Origin of the sequence: Gilliamella sp. B2923, from assembly GCF_026536565.1 — a bacterium.
Lineage (GTDB): Bacteria > Pseudomonadota > Gammaproteobacteria > Enterobacterales > Orbaceae > Gilliamella.
This window is the reverse complement of the sequence record NZ_JAFNNZ010000006.1, coordinates 1-17,749: the sequence shown is the minus strand read 5'-3', so window position 1 is coordinate 17,749 and position 17,749 is coordinate 1. Positions and strand designations below refer to the sequence as shown.

Here is a 17,749-nt window from a genome sequence, read left to right as displayed (position 1 = left end):
TAATAGCTTATAATTAATTGTTGATTAAGATAATACCATCACAGGCATAAGCACCTTAGTGATGGTATTTAATTGTTTTAGCTAACGTTGTAACTATTTATGAGGTTCATCTTTTTATGACGTTCTTCTTCGTGTTGTTCTTTTAAATGTTTTAGGTACAGGTAAATTGGTTAGCAACGCATTAGGATCATATTGGCTTACCGGAATGGCATGATCGATAGCTTTTTCAATTGCAGGTAAATTCTGTGAATAACGTTCACAAGCCAATGAAATAGAATAGCCTTCAGCACCCGCTCGGCCGGTACGACCAATCCGATGTCGATAATCATCACAATCATCAGGTAGATCATAGTTAAATACATGTGTTACATTTGGAATGTGTAATCCACGTGCAGCAACATCAGTTGCCACTAAAATATCTAAATCACCGCGAGTGAACTGCTCAAGAATCGATAGCCGTTTTTTTTGTGCGATATCACCGGTTAGTAATCCAACACGGTGACCGTCAGCGACTAAATGGCGCCAAATCTTTTCGCAAGCAACTTTGGTATTAGCAAATACAATACAACGATCAGGCCACTCTTCCTCAATAAGCGTCTGTAGCAAAGCCAGTTTATCTTCGTTAGAAGGGAAAAACAGCTCTTCTTTAATACGGTGACCGATTTTTTGTTCGGGTTCAACTTCTACATATTGTGGATTGTTCATATGCTCAAAGGCAAGTTCACGCACGTTGTGGGTTAAGGTTGCTGAAAAGAGCATTGTTAAGCGCTTTTGTGGCGGTGTCATGTGTCTGAAAATCCAACGAACGTCACGAATGAATCCTAAATCAAACATCCGATCTGCTTCATCTAACACCACAACTTGAATCGATTCCAGATTGATGTAATTTTGCTTAGCATAATCGATTAATCGTCCGGTAGTGGCTATCAAAATATCCACACCTGCTGATAGCATTTTTAATTGTTTATCATAACCATCGCCACCATAAGCAAGACCTAATTTTAAACCGGTTTCCTCAGATAATATTTGCGCATCATTGTAAATTTGTACAACTAATTCACGGGTAGGTGCAATAATAACTGCTCGAGGTTGATTAATACTATGATCAGCAAGCGGTTGGTGATTCAATAAGTGACTAAAGGTTGAGGCTAAAAAAGCGATAGTTTTGCCTGTTCCTGTTTGCCCTTGTCCTGCAATATCAATACCTTTTGTAGTAAAAGGTAACGTTTGTTCTTGAATAGGCGTACAATAAGTAAAACCCTTTTTTTCAAGTGCTTTGATAACTAAAGGATGTAAAGGAAACTGACTAAAAGTCGTTTTTGTAAGATATGATTGAATCATTGTGGTTGTCAAAGATAATTATCAGAATTTTTCGATTATAACATATTAACAGCTAGTGCATCACTAATAATTATGTCCTATTAAAATAATTACTAGCACAGAGCGGTAAAATGTCCTAACATTAAAACCATAAAATTTATATTATTGGAGATTACGACTATGAGTCATAATATCGTTGCACTTTCAGAAAGTATTTTTGATAAAACTATCAACGAATCAACAAAACCTGTTTTAGTGGATTTTTGGGCTGAGTGGTGTGGACCATGTAAAATGATTGCCCCAATTTTGGAAGAAGTTGCATCAGAATATAGTGATAAGATTGTTATTGCCAAATTAAACGTCGAAGAAAACCCAAATATTGCGCCTAAATTTGGCATTCGTGGAATACCCACTTTATTAATTTTTAAAAACGGTAAAGTGGTCGCAACACAAGTAGGTGCAGTATCTAAAGCACAGCTAAAAAGCTTTATTGATGCGCAACTTTAGTTTCTTATTCTATCCACCATCACAATAAAATAAGCGTAATTATTGTTACGCTTATTTTGTTTTTCTACACTATTTCGCTTAAAAATGGGCAAAATCTATAATTTAATATAGACATGCCCGTTTTTTTAGTGTACATTGCTAGCTTCTTACAAGAACCCCTTTCAGCAATCCTTTGTTTTTCTTGGTAAAGTGGTGAAAATTCTATAAACCTATACACATAATTATCATCAAAAGTTTAACAATAGATTAAGTTTGTGAATTGTTAGAAAGAGAATTTTTTATAAGTAAATGAAAGAAATATACAAATTTAGCAGTAATTGCAAACATATCAATTTTATCCTCAAGAATTTTTAAAATTATGAATTTAACTGAATTAAAAAACACTTCTGTCTCTGAGCTTGTAGCGCTTGGGGAAAAAACAATGGGGCTTGAAAACCTTGCCCGCCTTAGAAAACAAGACATTATCTTTGCAATCTTAAAACAACATGCCAAAAGTGGAGAAGATATCTTTGGTGATGGTGTGCTGGAAATTTTGCAAGATGGATTTGGCTTTTTACGCTCGGCCGATAGTTCTTATTTAGCTGGTCCGGACGATATCTATGTTTCTCCTAGCCAAATTCGACGGTTTAATTTAAGAACGGGTGATACCATCGCCGGTAAAATTAGACCACCGAAAGAAGGTGAGCGTTATTTTGCTTTATTAAAAGTTAATGAAGTAAATCATGATAAACCTGAAGACGCCCGCAATAAAATTCTTTTTGAAAACTTAACTCCACTTCACCCCAACTCTCGATTACGCATGGAACGCGGAAATGGCTCAACTGAGGATATTACAGCCAGAGTTCTTGATTTAGCATCGCCTATCGGTAAAGGTCAACGTGGTTTGATTGTGGCCCCACCTAAAGCGGGTAAAACAATGTTGCTACAAAATATTGCACAAAGTTTAGCGGTCAATCATCCTGAATGTGAATTAGTTGTTTTAATGATTGATGAACGCCCGGAAGAAGTGACCGAAATGCAACGATTAGTGAAAGGTGAAGTTGTTGCATCAACATTTGATGAGCCAGCGGCTCGCCATGTTCAAGTCGCTGAAATGGTAATTGAACGAGCAAAACGTCTTGTCGAACATAAGAAAGATGTCATTATTTTATTAGATTCAATTACTCGTTTGGCGCGTGCATACAACACTGTTATTCCTTCATCTGGTAAGGTATTAACGGGTGGTGTAGATGCAAATGCTTTACATCGTCCTAAACGCTTTTTTGGTGCTGCCCGTAATGTCGAAGAGGGCGGAAGCTTAACCATTATTGCTACTGCGCTGATTGATACCGGCTCTAAAATGGATGAAGTTATTTACGAAGAGTTTAAAGGTACGGGTAATATGGAAGTCCATTTATCGCGTAAAATTGCTGAGCGCCGTGTGTTCCCTGCTATTGACTTTAACCGTTCCGGTACGCGTAAAGAAGATTTAATGACCTCACCTGATGAACTACAAAAAATGTGGATCTTACGCAAAATTCTTAACCCAATGGGTGAGATTGACGCAATGGAATTTTTAATCGATAAACTTGCCATGACTAAAACCAATGACGAGTTTTTTGAAATGATGAAGCGTTCATGATTTGCGCAGTCAGTACAAAATATTATTAAAGTAATGAAAAATAGCCGTGTTATATACTGATACGGCTTTTTTTGTGGCAAAATATAGCGTAATTTATAATTTATAGAACTTTTTAAATTAAAGATGTTGTAAAAACAACCTTATTAACAGGGTTATTTGAGATTAAATTAAGGAGCCAAATCATGTCTAAACAACAAATCGGTGTTATTGGAATGGCCGTTATGGGGCGAAATCTAGCGCTGAATATTGAAAGTCGCGGATTTTCTGTCTCGATTTATAATCGTTCTAAAGATAAAACAGAACAAGTCATGGCTGAACATTCTGATAAGCACTTGGTTCCTTATTTTACCATTGAAGATTTTGTGAACTCTTTAGAAAAGCCTCGCCGAATCTTAATTATGGTACAAGCTGGTAAAGGTACTGATGCTGTTATCAATGAATTAAGACCACTATTAGATAAAGGTGATATTATTATCGATGGCGGTAATGCCTATTTTGAAGATACCATTCGCCGCAATAAGATGCTTTCTGATGAAGGGTTTAACTTTATTGGTGCAGGTGTCTCTGGTGGTGAAGAAGGTGCATTAAAAGGACCATCTATCATGCCAGGCGGTCAAAAAGAGGCATACGAATTAGTTGCCCCAATTTTAGAGAAAATTGCCGCAACGGTAAATGGTGAGCCATGTGTAACTTATATTGGTCCCGATGGTGCCGGTCATTATGTCAAAATGGCACATAATGGAATTGAATATGGTGATATGCAGCTGATTGCTGAAAGCTATTGGGTATTAAAACATGTCGTCGGTTTGACTAATGATGAACTTGCTGATGTCTTTGCGGATTGGAATAAAGGCGAATTAGATAGCTATCTGACAGAAATTACCGCTGATATCTTCAGATTTAAAGATGAAAATGGTGATTATTTAATTGATAAAATCTTAGATGCCGCCGGGAATAAAGGTACCGGTAAATGGACAAGCCAAAGCGCTTTAGATCTTGGTGAACCTTTATCATTGATAACTGAGTCGGTTTTTGCACGTTATATTTCAGCCATTAAACAGCAACGTGTTGCGGCATCGAATATTTTGAAAGGTCCAAAACAGGTTGCTTTTACGGGTGATAAACAAGCGTTAATAGAGAAAGTGCGTAAAGCGCTATATATGGGTAAAATCATCTCTTATGCGCAAGGCTTTTCACAGTTAAAAGCGGCTTCACAGCACTATAATTGGCAACTTAATTATGGCGAGATAGCTAAAATTTTTAGAGCCGGATGTATTATACGTGCTCAGTTTTTACAAAAAATTACCGATGCATATACGGCTGATAATCACATCGATAATTTACTGCTTGCCCCTTATTTTTGCCAAACAGTTGAAGCTTATCAACAATCGTTACGGGATGTTGTGTCTTTAGCTGTTCAACAAGGGATCCCGGTACCAACATTATCTTCAGCTATAGCTTATTACGATAGCTATCGTTCAGCTGTGCTACCCGCTAATTTGATTCAAGCTCAGCGGGATTATTTTGGTGCACATACTTATAAACGAATCGACAAAGAAGGTGTTTTCCATACTGATTGGTTAAACATTGAGTCATAAATAGTGTTGTTTTGTTATTGAACTTTTCAAATTGAGTGCAATGAAAATTGCACTCTAATTCAGTTATCTTTTCTTGATTAATCTGTTTTATGTCGTTTCTTTTTTCGCTATGAAAAAAAATACTGGCGGCGATTAGCTTTAGCGTTGTCAAGCAAATTTATTTATTAAAAAATCTAGAAAAGCACAATATATGGTGTATAATTCATTTATATCCACTATATATAGTGTTGTTTAAGCGATGTGAAAATCCTAGTCTTTATCAAGTAAAACCAAATATTCTGACAAAAAATGAATTGTTCTCAATAATTACAATGAATATTTATGTTGATACCAAGCCTATGCCAAGCGCTAATTATTAATGAATGTTGAGGGGAGTATATATGCCTGTTGTAATCAAACGAGATGGCTGTCAAACTGCGTTTAATGAGACTCGAATTAAAGATGCTATTGTCAGAGCTGCTGTTGCAGCTAACGTTCAAGATCCTGATTATTGTGCAGCTGTCGCTCGAGTTGTTACCAATCAAATGGCAGAACGAGACAGTGTCGATATTAATGAAATTCAAAATGCTGTTGAAAATCAGTTGATGTCAGGTCCTTATAAAAAACTAGCCAGAACTTATATTGAATATCGTCATGATCGTGATCGTGCTCGTGAAGAGCGCAGTCGTTTAAATCAAGATATTCGAGGGTTGATTGAACAAAGTAACGTCGCTATTTTAAATGAAAATGCTAATAAAGACAGCAAAGTAATCCCAACTCAGCGTGATTTACTCGCTGGAATTGTTGCAAGGCACTATGCTAAACAATATTTATTACCGAAAGATATTTCTCATGCTCATGATTGCGGTGAAATTCACTATCATGATTTAGATTATGCGCCTTTTTTCCCCATGTTCAACTGTATGTTAATCGATTTAGATGGCATGTTAACAAATGGTTTTAAAATGGGAAATGCCGAAATCGAACCACCCAAATCGATTGCGACAGCTACAGCAGTAACCGCACAAATTATTGCGCAAGTTGCAAGCCATATTTATGGTGGCACAACCATTAATCGTATTGACGAGATTTTGGCAAAATTTGTCACAATCAGTTATCAAAAACATAAAAAAATTGCTGAACAATGGGATATCCCAAATCCGGAAGCTTATGCTGAAAGTCGTACCGAAAAAGAGTGTTATGATGCTTTCCAATCTTTAGAGTATGAAGTCAACACGTTACATACTGCTAATGGTCAAACGCCATTTGTGACGTTTGGTTTTGGTTTGGGAACAAGCTGGGAATCACGCTTGATTCAAGAATCTATTTTAAAAGTCCGTATTCAAGGTTTAGGTAAGAATCATAAAACCGCCGTATTCCCAAAATTGGTTTTTGCGATTAAAGATGGCATAAATCATAAACAAGGTGATGTAAATTATGACATCAAACAACTTGCTTTAGAGTGTGCAAGTAAGCGTATGTATCCGGATATTTTGAATTACGATAAAGTTGTCGAAGTCACCGGTTCATTTAAAACCCCAATGGGATGCCGAAGCTTTTTAGGCGTCTATGAGCAAGACGGCGAGCAAATTCATGATGGGCGAAATAATTTGGGTGTAATTAGCTTAAATTTACCACGTATCGCTATTGAAGCTAAAGGTGATGAAACGCGTTTTTGGGAAATATTAGATAAACGTCTTGCACTTTGCAAAAAAGCACTTATGACGCGTATCGCTCGTCTTGATGGTGTTAAAGCCCGTGTTGCACCTATTTTATATATGGAAGGGGCATGTGGCGTAAGGCTAAAAGAGGATGACAGCGTTTCTGAAATCTTCAAAAATGGTCGTGCATCAATTTCATTAGGATATATCGGGCTTCATGAAACCTTAAATGCACTTTATGGCAACCAAACACATCCGTTTGATAATGACACATTACGAGCTAAAGGTGTGGCAATTGTTGAACATCTGCGTAAAGCTGTTGAACAATGGAAAGCCGAAACCGGATATGGTTTTAGTTTATATAGTACGCCGAGTGAAAATCTATGCGATCGCTTCTGTCGGTTAGATACGGCTGAATTTGGTGTCATACCGGGCGTGACGGATAAAGGTTACTATACAAATAGTTTTCATCTTGATGTTGAGAAAAAGGTTAATCCATACGAGAAGATCGAGTTTGAAAAACCTTATCCACCCGTTGCCAGCGGTGGCTTTATTTGCTACGGCGAATACCCAAATATGATCAATAATGTTAAAGCATTAGAAGATGTATGGGATTATAGTTATACTCGTGTTCCATATTATGGTACTAATACTCCGATTGATGAGTGTTATGAATGCGGCTTTACGGGTGAATTTTCATGTACCAGCAAAGGATTTGTTTGTCCTAGTTGTGGCAATCATGATTCATCAAAGGTCTCTGTGACCCGTCGTGTTTGTGGTTATTTAGGTAGTCCTGATGCTCGTCCGTTTAATGCTGGCAAGCAAGAAGAAGTGAAGCGACGAGTAAAACACTTAAATAATGGTCAAATTGGCTAATTATTCATGAAAAACTTATGAATTATCATCGTTACTATCCAGTCGATGTGGTTAATGGCGAAGGGACTCGCTGTGTACTTTTTGTAGCAGGCTGTGTACATCAGTGTCCCGGCTGCTATAACAAAAGTACTTGGGGATTAAATTCTGGTTCGCCATTTACACAATCACTTGAAGATCAAATTATTAAAGATTTACAAGACACCGAAATTAAACGTCAAGGGTTATCCCTCTCCGGCGGTGATCCGTTGCATCCGCAAAATGTCCCGGCAATATTAAAATTGGTTAAACGGGTGAAATCTGAGTGTGAGAATAAAGATATCTGGTTATGGACAGGGTATAAACTTGACGAATTAACCGCTGAACAACAAGCGGTTATTCCTTATATTGATGTACTTATCGATGGCAAGTTTGTGCAAGAACTTGCCGATCCAAGGCTATTATGGCGAGGAAGTAGCAATCAAGTCATCTACCGTTTTAAAGATCCATCCTAAAATTATTGTTGTGATTTGTGTAGATTTAACAGGTAAGAAATCGCTTCACGATAATTGATTTCTAAATTTTCACTGCTGGATGAGCTGATGTGTAAATCGGTGATCTTGCCATTATCAATACCATAAACCCAGCCATGTAAGTTGATTTTCTTTCCTCGTTGCCAAGCCGATTGGATAATGGTTGAATGGCCAAGGTTATAGACTTGTTCAATAACATTTAGTTCACACAAAATATCCATACGGATATTAGCCGGAAATTCACCAATTAACGAACTGTAACGAAACCATAAATCACGAATATGCAATAACCAATTATTGATCAAGCCTAAGTCCGGATTTTCAACCGCCGCACGAATACCACCACAGCCTAAATGACCACATACAATAATGTCTTCTATTTCAAGCACATCAACCGCATATTGTACGACTGATAAACAATTTAAGTCGGTGTGAATGACTAAATTACCGACATTACGATGAACGAATAATTCGCCGGGCTTTAATTTGATCAGCTTTTCAGCAGGGACTCGGCTATCAGAACAACCAATCCATAAAAACTTAGGATTTTGAGCAATTGCAAGCTGTTTAAAAAAATCCGGATCTTCTAATTCTATTTTTTCTGACCATTCGTGATTAAAACGAATCAGATCGTTTACATCAAACATACTCATTATTTCCTTTTATTTCATTACTATTTGACAGAGTTAACTGCTAACACGTGTTACTAATTACTTTATTGTATTTATGTGTTGGATTTTGCTTGCCATGATTAATTTACGCCATAATGGTGTGGTTAAAAATTTGGCCTTAATGATTTTGCTATACAGTTTGATGCGTAGTGGCATGGTTTTTTGATAATAACGTTTATTCGGTTTGGGGTGCCGATCATTGAATATTTTGCTTAAAATTTCAGCGCTATCAAGCGCGTAGCTAATTCCTTCTAACGAACTGGCACTGATAAATCCTGCGGCTTCGCCGATTAGAAATATGTTTTCATTACCGGTATAAAAATCACGGAATCGATTTGGGTAAACGACTAAACATTTTTCGGTTTTTAATGGCTCACCAAAAACAAATCCTTGCTGAGTTAATTTCTCTTTTAATAACTCAAAATGTTCATTGGCTTCTTTTTTGGCAAAGGCACCACCAAAAATAAAGTATCCGTCTTTAGAAATGCTCCAGGCATAGCAATTAGTGGTCGCATTATCAAAAATACATGAATAAAAAGGATGCGGATTTTTTTCAGCAAACCATTGTTGAATGGCAACATATTGCCTTATAGAATGATTTGGATAACGCATTCTTCGGACAACTGAATTAGCACCATCAGCCCCGACAACATATTGTGCGGTGATGTTATGTTCTACTTTATTTTCGTCTTGATAAGTAACTTGATAGCCATCAATAACTCTTCTCACTTCTTTACATAACGTATTATGTAGAACCGTGACATTTTCCGGGATGAGAGATTTCAACCAAAGATCAAATTTGTGCCTATCAAAGCTGACATAACTGCGTTGATAATTACGCACAAGTTTTGATTGTAAATCAAATGTTTTGACACTGAAGATTTGAGGATCGGTCAAAATACTTTTTGGTAAATTTAAATTTTGTCTGACAAAAGCTTTTTGTGCATCATCGGCTAATAATCCACCGCATGGCTTATGAAACCCTTCATCACCAGTTTGATGTTTTTTATCTAATGCAATAACTTTGAAAGATGAGCTAAGTAGACGCGCTAGTGTACTGCCGGCTGGTCCAAGACCAATAATTGCAATATCGTAATCCATGCTTTTATTTCGTTAGTTTTGAGCTTTTGAATGGCGCTTATATTAACACAATTTATTGCAAAATGTGTTTATTCGTACAATGATTGATGAGATTCGTTATTTTTGTCAAGAACTTTCAGAAATACCCTACGTTTCAGTATAAAAACCAAATATTAAATGTGCTTTTTCAATCAAAGTGTTAATTGGCAACCGTTTTTAAAAATGCTTCATTTAAGGTTTCAAATGGTAATTTACGACTAATCACCACTAAGCGAGACACTTTTTGCGCTGGATCTTGCCATGGTGAGCCGTAGTCAAATCCAACCACTTTATGTACACCTTGAACAATCAAACGTTGTTCATTATCTTTAATTGCCAACACCCCTTTGTAACGTAACATGTCATTTCCGTACTGCTCGACTAAACTTTCCATAAAACTGCCAATCTTTTTAAGATCGAGTTCTCCGGCTTCAAACAGATAAGAACAGATATTATCATTCCAAGCGTTAGACGGTTTGGCATAGGGGATAGATTTGAAATTAACTTCTTGATTTTTTGAAGGGTTGATGACAAAAAAGCCTTGATTAATATTAAGCTCATCGTTCAAATCAAAGGCATGAATGTCTAGCCATTGTGATTTGGGGATTTCCCCCTTAATGGCTTGAAAAATTTGTGCTTTATTATTAATTTTATTGATTCTATTTAATACTTGAGATTTTTGCTCATCATCAATGCAATCTGTTTTTGTGATAATTATGCGATCGGCAAACCCAATTTGTGATTGCGCAACACGGTGCTCATCTAACTGTTGAGTAATATGTTGGGCATCAACGAGAGTAATAATTGCATCAAGTTCAATGGTTTGACGGATTAAATCATCAATAAAAAACGTTTGAATAATCGGTGCGGGATCGGCAAGACCTGTAGTTTCAATAATAAGCCGATCAAATTGCAGCTCTCCGCTGGCTCGTTGAGCATGTAATTGATGTAGTGCTTCGGTAAGTTCACCCTGCACGGTACAACAAATACAACCATTCGTCATTTCGACAATTTGAATATCTGTGCTGGTAGTTAATAATTCACTATCAAGGTTGACCGGACCAAATTCGTTTTCAATGATGATTATTTTCTCATCATGATGATGTTTCAACAGATAATTGATCAGCGTTGTTTTACCGGAACCGAGAAAACCAGTTAATAAAGTGACGGGCAGTAAAGAAGAAGGGAGCTGGTCTGTCATTACTTATCTCTCAACGGTTAACAGCATTTAAAACCACCTTTACCGCCGTAACGAGCATCTTGTCGCTCTTTGAAAAACTCTTCATAAGTCATTGGGGTCTGATCGGGATGCGTCAACTTCATATGTTGCACATAGGTATCATAATCGGGAATGCCCACCATGAGTTTAGCTGCTTGACCGAGGTATTTTCCTGCTTTGGCAATTGAATCAAACATAGGTTTTCTCTTACTCAGTAAAGTTTTATTGCATAATATTATGAATGATAACTTTTTAGTTTCTTATAAACTAGCAAAATTATTCAACTAAAGACATTTCACTATAAAATGTCAATTAATTAGAGTCAATCATTGATTAACAGTAACCATGGTTAAATACGTTATTTTATATCATTTATATTTGTTGTAACTTATTTAAAGCCTAAAGATAACAATATATTTAATAAAATGCATTTATCTATCTTAAAATAACTTTTATAATACCGACAATTTTTTACAATAACGAGTTAATAATGGAAAAGTTTCACGTAATCGGCCCAACATCTTTAAATGGCGAAGTTGTTATTTCTGGTGCTAAAAATGCGGCACTACCTATCTTATTTGCTGCAATTTTGGCGCAAGATCCTGTTGAGTTACAAAATGTTCCTAAATTAAAAGATATTGATACGACTTTAGCTTTATTAAGTCAATTAGGGGTGAAGTGTGAACGTAATGGCTCCATTAAACTTGATGCAAGCCAACTTAATAACTATTGCGCACCTTACGATTTAGTTAAAACAATGCGTGCATCGATATGGGCTTTAGGACCATTAGTTGCTCGTTTTGGTCAAGGACAGGTTTCATTACCCGGTGGCTGTGCGATAGGTGCAAGACCCGTTGATTTACACATTACCGGCTTACAGCAACTCGGGGCAACCATAACCCTTGATGAAGGCTATGTTAAAGCATCAGTCGATGGTCGATTAAAAGGTGCACATATTGTAATGGATAAAGTCAGTGTTGGTGCGACTGTGACAATTATGTCAGCAGCTACATTAGCAGAAGGTAAAACCATTATTGAAAATGCTGCTTGTGAACCTGAAATTGTGGATACAGCTAAATTTTTAAATACTTTAGGCGCGAAAATAACAGGTGCCGGTACTGTTCGTATTGAGATTGAAGGGGTTAAACGTTTAGGTGGCGGAGTGCATGAAATTGTTTCTGATCGTATCGAAACTGGTACTTTTTTAGTTGCAGCAGCCATATCAAAAGGTAAAATTACTTGTCGTAACACCGACCCTAGTTTACTTGACGCCGTAATATCAAAACTAAAAGAAGCCGGTGCAGATATCCAAACCGGTGATGATTGGATCTGTTTAGATATGCAAGGTAAACAACCTCAAGCGGTTAATATCCATACCGCACCACATCCGGGCTTTCCAACTGATATGCAAGCACAATTCTCTTTACTTAATATGGTTGCACAAGGTACCGGTATTATTAAAGAGACCATTTTTGAAAATCGATTTATGCATGTACCTGAACTTATTCGTATGGGTGCAAGAGCTGAAATCGAAGGTAATACCTTAATCACTCATGGCGTTGAAAAACTTAGTGGCGCTCAAGTTATGGCAACTGATTTACGTGCGTCAGCTAGTTTGGTGTTAGCCGGTTGTATTGCCGATGGCTTAACTATTGTTGATCGTATCTATCATATCGATCGTGGTTATGACAATATAGAAGACAAATTAAGAAAGTTAGGGGCCAAAATTGAAAGATGCGAATAATTTTGCGCTGTCAAATTTGTGTTAAATCATTAGGGTTAAAAGGAGTGTAATGATGACTAAAAAAGCATTAATCTTTTTATCAGAAGGCTGTGAAGAAACAGAAGCAGTGACTGTTATTGACCTTTTAACCCGTGCTGGCATTGAAGTGACCGATGCCAGTATCTCCCAAACACGTGAAGTTAAATGTTCACGAGGCGTAACAATTTTAGCGCAAAAAACATTTAACGAAGTTAAAGACCTTAATTTTGATATTGTGATTTTACCGGGCGGCTTAAAAGGCGCTGAAAATTTCAGAGATTGCCCGGCGCTGATTGAAAAATTAAAACAGACGCATCAAGCCGGTAACATTATCGCTGCGATTTGCGCATCACCAGCAATGGTGTTCCAATATCATAATTTACTTCCTGATGCATACATGACCGGTTATCCGACGACTAAAGATGCATTTAAACATTGGAAATCTGATAGAGCTTATTTTGATGTAAAACACAAAGTGATCACCAGTCAAGGCCCGGCAACGTCAATTGATTTTGCATTAAAAATCATTGATGCTTTATTAGGGGCTGAAAAAGCGGCGGAAGTTGCAAAGCAACTTGTTTTACCGCTTGGCATCGATAACTATCAATAGCCATTACATGCAATCTTCAGCATTGTATGAAAAGTTAGTTAAAAGAGCGACATTAAGTGCTGTTTTAATTTCTACTTTTCTGATAATCATTAAATTAATTACCTGTTGGCTAACCGGGTCGATGAGCTTATTTGCGTCATTGTTAGATTCCGGTATCGACCTATTAGCGTCTGGTCTTAATTTCTTTTTAGTTCGTTATGCATTAAAACCTGCTGATGACGATCATACCTTTGGTCATGGTAAAGCTGAATCGCTAGCTGCATTAGCGCAAGGTACCTTTATTATCGGCTCTGCAACGGTGTTATTGCTATCAAGTATCAAATCAATGATCTATCCAACCAGTATTCAAACGCCGTTACTAGGTATTGTGGTATCAACTATTTCTACTGTTTTTACTGCAACATTAATTTTATATCAAAGACATGTCATTAAAGTCACAAAAAGTAAAGCCATACAAGCGGATATGTTGCATTACTCTTCTGATTTGTTTATGAATATTGCTGTTGTTATTGCTTTATGTTTAAGTTGGTACGGGGTTGCTTATGCCGATGCTGGCTTTGCATTTTTTATATCGCTCTATATTTTTTATAATGCTTGTAAAATTGCTTACAATGCCATTCAAGATCTACTTGATCGTGCATTACCTGATAGTGATAACACTAGAATCGCTGAAATTGTTGCGATGTATTCAGATGTGCATGGTTTCCATGATCTCAAAACCAGACAAGCCGGCCCGGTTAAATTTATTCAGTTGCATATTGAACTGGATGATAATTTACCGTTAATTAAAGCGCATGCTATTGCTGATGCTATCGAAAAAAGCATCTCAAAAGAGTTCTCTCCGGCAAAAGTTATTATTCATCAAGATCCTCTCTCGGTTGTACCTACTGAAAAAAATCAGTAGAAAAATCATTCAAAATAGCTTTTATCTTCTATTGTTAGATATCTGTTAAGACTCTATAATAGCCAAAAGTCAATAATTTGGAGTTATTTTGTATGATAAAAAAAATAGGTATTTTAACCAGTGGTGGTGATGCACCGGGGATGAATGCAGCTATTCGTGGTGTAGTAAGAACTGCACTAACAGAAGGTCTGGATGTTTTTGGTATTTATGACGGTTATTTAGGTCTTTGTGAAAATCGAATCACACAGTTAGACCGTTCGAGTGTATCGGATATTATTACTCGAGGCGGTACTTTTTTAGGTTCTGCAAGATTTCCTGAGTTCAAAGATAAAGAAGTTAGGCAAAAAGCTATTGCTAACTTAAAACAACATCAAATCGATGCATTAGTCGTTATTGGTGGTGATGGCTCTTATATGGGAGCAATGCGTTTAACGGAAGAAGGTTTCCCATGTATTGGTCTACCAGGCACAATAGATAATGATATCCGTGGGACTGATTACACAATCGGTTATTTCACTGCACTAAGCACTGCCGTTGAAGCAATTGATAGATTACGTGATACTTGTTCTTCGCATCACCGTATTTCGGTTATCGAAATTATGGGACGTGATTGTGGTGATTTAACCTTAAATGCAGCGGTTGCTGGCGGCTGTGAATTTATGATTATTCCTGAAGTTTCTTATACTAAAGAAGACCTAATTGAAGAGATCAAATTAGGATTTGCAAAAGGGAAAAAACATGCCATCGTCACTGTTACAGAACATATGTGCGATGTGAATAAGCTAGCTGCTGATATTGAAGCGGCGGTTCATCATGAAACTAGGGCAACAGTATTAGGCCATGTACAACGTGGTGGCTCGCCAGTGCCTTACGATCGTATTTTAGGTTCTCGTATGGGTGCTTTTGCGGTAGAATTATTACAGCAAGGACACGCTGGGCGCTGTGTCGGTGTACAAAATGGCAAATTAGTACATCACGATATTATCGAAGCGATCAACACCATGAAACGACCATTTGATATGGATTTATATAATACAGCAAAACGCTTATTTTAATATTGATTGATTTTAAATTGCTCAAGCAATGTTAATCAAAGTAATATAACTAACAATTAGGTGAAATTTTGAAGTTTATAGCGCTAAAGTTATTATCGGCAAAAATTCACCTTTTAGATTTAAACTTCGTTTCTGCAAATTATTCGTTTATATTAAAGTAGTCTTTACCTTTCTTAATCATCTGTGAGCTTAGCAGTCGCTCGATAAATCTTAAAAACAGTCAATAAGGAAAGAACTTATGTCACTACATTATTTAGAAGATAAAAATCGGTTTTATGTTTGTGATGAAAATGATAATCAAGTTGGTGAAATGACCTTTACTCGTATTGGGCAAAATAAAGCAACGATTAATCATACTTATATAGAGCCGTCTTATCGTGGGCAAGGCATTGCTGATAAATTATTAGATCGGGTGGTTGATAAATTACAGCAAGAACAACGGGAAATTATTCCTATCTGTTCATTTGCAGCTAAAAAGTTAGCAAAATAGCGAAGCGAAAATATTTATTATAATGTAAGGATTTAAAGTCTATTTTTGTCAAGATTTATTTTGTTTTTTTATTTTTGTAAAAGCTAGTTTTCTCTGTAAGAATATGTGTTAATGTATTGCAAATTAAATCTGTTAACTATCCGTATTTGAAAATGACATCAGTAAAAGCTCAGAAAATTCATTCTATCCATGTATTACGTGGTTTAGCAATTATTATGATTGTATTTAGCCACAGCTTAGGGGTATTTAAAAATAGTGGTTTAATTGCTAATAGTTATCTGTTTTCTTTTTTGAATTTATTTGCATTTAACTTTACTACTTTTTTTGTTTTAATCGCCGGTTTTTTATTTCAACATCTCACTTATAAATTTGATACTAAAACCTACTATTTATCCAAATTTAAGACCGTTGTTTGTCCTTATATATCCGTATCGATATTCTGCTTCTTCTTTTTCCATTATCAATATTTATCCGGTTTACCATTTTATTCATCAACAGAAACAAGCATGGTTAGTGCCATAGTTAAAATGATGTTAACTGGTACTGCGCTTTTGCCTTTATGGTTTATGCCGATGATAATTATTATCTATTTAATGGGGCCACGACTTTATTCTTGGTCTAAAAAAAGTTTGATTATTGCCGGTTTAATTTGCATGTTTTGGGTTGTGATGTTTACTAAACCTGACTTTACTAAGCCATTATTGAATCTCTTACATTATGGACCAGTTTATTTAACCGGTATGATGATTAAGCAGAATTATGAAAAGATCATGAAAGCGGTTAAAGATAACTTAATTTTGGTTATGTTCTTTTTCTGCCTGTGTCTGTTTATACCCTATGCTTATCGTTATGTTAGTTATTTTGGGGTAGAAAACCTTTATTATGATACGCTACAAAAAATTGTCTTATTTATCTTAGCACTCTATTTTTTAGATAGTATCAATCATAAAACAAATGAAGGGAAAGTTTATAAATTCTTCTCTTATATGGCTAACATCAGTTTTCCTGTCTACTTTATACATGAAATTGTCATATTATTGTTAGAGCAACAAGTTATCGCCTCACCATTTGGCGACATCATTAAAACTGGTAATGGTGAGCTAGCTGCCTTAGGAGCAATAAGCTTTTTAATCTCAACACTATTAATAAGTGTGCTAATTGCTAATCTAATAAAATTTATTTTCAAAGATAAAGCCAAATTTCTCATTGGTGGTAGTCGATAGGATTCATTGATCTACATTCAAATCAACTACGATTAAAGAATAATTATCAGTTGACCGAAAAAGCCAGTGCATTCAAGTCGAAGCACTGGTTTTTTGTTTCCTCACTCTTTGTTATTGATCAGCAGCAAAATAGATTGAAAGATCAAATCTTATGATAAAAATAAATTGTTACTGCGTATGATTTGATCTCAAACAGTTTACGTTATTGATATTGTAAGTAGAGGGCTTGATTTTTATACAATTGAACCTATATAGACAATCCAAGACGGTAAAATATCATCGCATAACACGGCGCTTAGCCTTGAAATGGTGTGCAGCTTGATAGATATTCTCACTGTTTTATATGGCGCCTTAGTTTTATTCTGGTCATTTAGATAAATAATTTTGCGATAATGCTTGCCGTATGAGTTTATCAACAATTTTTCTGCTAATAATCTGTTTTTTCGTAATGTTCCTATTTATATTTGTAGAAAATCAAATCTGCCAAAAGCATTGATCTGAACAAATATAAGACAAACGAAAAAAAATGCCAATTTTTTGCTTGCTAAAAAAAATGAAGTGCCTATAATGCGCATCCACTGACACGGCGTCAGCGAAAGCAGACGGGAAAAGTGGTTAGTGAGCA

At 36.1% G+C, this 17,749-nt stretch carries 16 protein-coding genes; 11 read left to right on the top strand and 5 right to left on the bottom strand.

Going from position 1 to position 17,749, the window contains the following annotated elements; translation table 11 throughout:
* Window positions 1-114: 114 nt before the first annotated feature.
* The gene (gene rhlB / locus J3U42_RS07705) at window positions 115-1,341 is read right to left on the bottom strand and encodes an ATP-dependent RNA helicase RhlB (RefSeq protein ID WP_220218734.1); all 1,227 of its coding nucleotides are present in this window, start codon (window positions 1,339-1,341) and stop codon (window positions 115-117) included.
* Between the two features lie 159 nt (window positions 1,342-1,500).
* Between rhlB and trxA the strand changes: the two genes are divergently transcribed.
* The 5 genes from trxA (at window position 1,501) to nrdG (ending at window position 8,053) form a co-directional block, all read left to right on the top strand.
* Window positions 1,501-1,827 (top strand): thioredoxin TrxA, encoded by a 327-nt coding sequence (gene trxA / locus J3U42_RS07700; RefSeq protein ID WP_220218735.1) that lies wholly within the window; start codon window positions 1,501-1,503, stop codon window positions 1,825-1,827.
* Between the two features lie 358 nt (window positions 1,828-2,185).
* Entirely contained in the window at window positions 2,186-3,448 is a 1,263-nt protein-coding gene (gene rho / locus J3U42_RS07695; RefSeq protein WP_220218736.1) for a transcription termination factor Rho, read from the top strand.
* Window positions 3,449-3,630: 182 nt separating this feature from the next.
* On the top strand, window positions 3,631-5,046 hold the full coding sequence (gene gndA, locus J3U42_RS07690; protein ID WP_267329483.1) for an NADP-dependent phosphogluconate dehydrogenase: 1,416 nt from the start codon (window positions 3,631-3,633) through the stop codon (window positions 5,044-5,046).
* A gap of 380 nt (window positions 5,047-5,426) precedes the next feature.
* Complete coding sequence (gene nrdD, locus J3U42_RS07685) at window positions 5,427-7,562, top strand: anaerobic ribonucleoside-triphosphate reductase (RefSeq protein ID WP_220218738.1); 2,136 nt, start codon at window positions 5,427-5,429, stop codon at window positions 7,560-7,562.
* A 17-nt stretch (window positions 7,563-7,579) separates the two neighbouring features.
* On the top strand, window positions 7,580-8,053 hold the full coding sequence (gene nrdG, locus J3U42_RS07680; protein ID WP_267329484.1) for an anaerobic ribonucleoside-triphosphate reductase-activating protein: 474 nt from the start codon (window positions 7,580-7,582) through the stop codon (window positions 8,051-8,053).
* 2 nt (window positions 8,054-8,055) lie between these two features.
* Here the strand turns inward: nrdG and can are convergent, their stop codons facing one another.
* From can to J3U42_RS07660, 4 genes are all read right to left on the bottom strand, one after another.
* A complete protein-coding gene (can, locus tag J3U42_RS07675; protein WP_220218740.1) occupies window positions 8,056-8,718 on the bottom strand; it encodes a carbonate dehydratase in 663 nt (220 codons plus the stop codon).
* Between the two features lie 63 nt (window positions 8,719-8,781).
* Window positions 8,782-9,843: an FAD-binding protein gene (locus tag J3U42_RS07670; protein WP_220218741.1), complete on the bottom strand. Its 1,062-nt coding sequence runs from the start codon at window positions 9,841-9,843 to the stop codon at window positions 8,782-8,784.
* 178 nt (window positions 9,844-10,021) lie between these two features.
* On the bottom strand, window positions 10,022-11,062 hold the full coding sequence (locus J3U42_RS07665) for a CobW family GTP-binding protein (RefSeq protein ID WP_267329485.1): 1,041 nt from the start codon (window positions 11,060-11,062) through the stop codon (window positions 10,022-10,024).
* Window positions 11,063-11,079: 17 nt separating this feature from the next.
* The gene (locus J3U42_RS07660; RefSeq protein ID WP_220218743.1) at window positions 11,080-11,277 is read right to left on the bottom strand and encodes a YbdD/YjiX family protein; all 198 of its coding nucleotides are present in this window, start codon (window positions 11,275-11,277) and stop codon (window positions 11,080-11,082) included.
* A gap of 293 nt (window positions 11,278-11,570) precedes the next feature.
* Here J3U42_RS07660 and murA point away from each other — a divergent pair, with 293 nt between their 5' ends.
* The 6 genes from murA (at window position 11,571) to J3U42_RS07630 (ending at window position 17,124) form a co-directional block, all read left to right on the top strand.
* Window positions 11,571-12,824: a UDP-N-acetylglucosamine 1-carboxyvinyltransferase gene (gene murA, locus J3U42_RS07655; RefSeq protein WP_267336143.1), complete on the top strand. Its 1,254-nt coding sequence runs from the start codon at window positions 11,571-11,573 to the stop codon at window positions 12,822-12,824.
* A 52-nt stretch (window positions 12,825-12,876) separates the two neighbouring features.
* Window positions 12,877-13,452 carry a DJ-1 family glyoxalase III gene (locus J3U42_RS07650; protein ID WP_267336142.1) on the top strand — a complete coding sequence of 192 codons (576 nt, stop codon included), beginning with the start codon at window positions 12,877-12,879 and terminating at the stop codon, window positions 13,450-13,452.
* Between the two features lie 7 nt (window positions 13,453-13,459).
* Window positions 13,460-14,356: a cation diffusion facilitator family transporter gene (locus J3U42_RS07645; RefSeq protein ID WP_220218746.1), complete on the top strand. Its 897-nt coding sequence runs from the start codon at window positions 13,460-13,462 to the stop codon at window positions 14,354-14,356.
* 92 nt (window positions 14,357-14,448) lie between these two features.
* Window positions 14,449-15,411 (top strand): 6-phosphofructokinase, encoded by a 963-nt coding sequence (gene pfkA / locus J3U42_RS07640; protein WP_220218747.1) that lies wholly within the window; start codon window positions 14,449-14,451, stop codon window positions 15,409-15,411.
* Window positions 15,412-15,634: 223 nt separating this feature from the next.
* The gene (locus J3U42_RS07635; RefSeq protein WP_416380452.1) at window positions 15,635-15,901 is read left to right on the top strand and encodes a GNAT family N-acetyltransferase; all 267 of its coding nucleotides are present in this window, start codon (window positions 15,635-15,637) and stop codon (window positions 15,899-15,901) included.
* A gap of 152 nt (window positions 15,902-16,053) precedes the next feature.
* Window positions 16,054-17,124 carry an acyltransferase gene (locus tag J3U42_RS07630; protein WP_267336141.1) on the top strand — a complete coding sequence of 357 codons (1,071 nt, stop codon included), beginning with the start codon at window positions 16,054-16,056 and terminating at the stop codon, window positions 17,122-17,124.
* The last annotated feature ends 625 nt before the right edge of the window (window positions 17,125-17,749 follow it).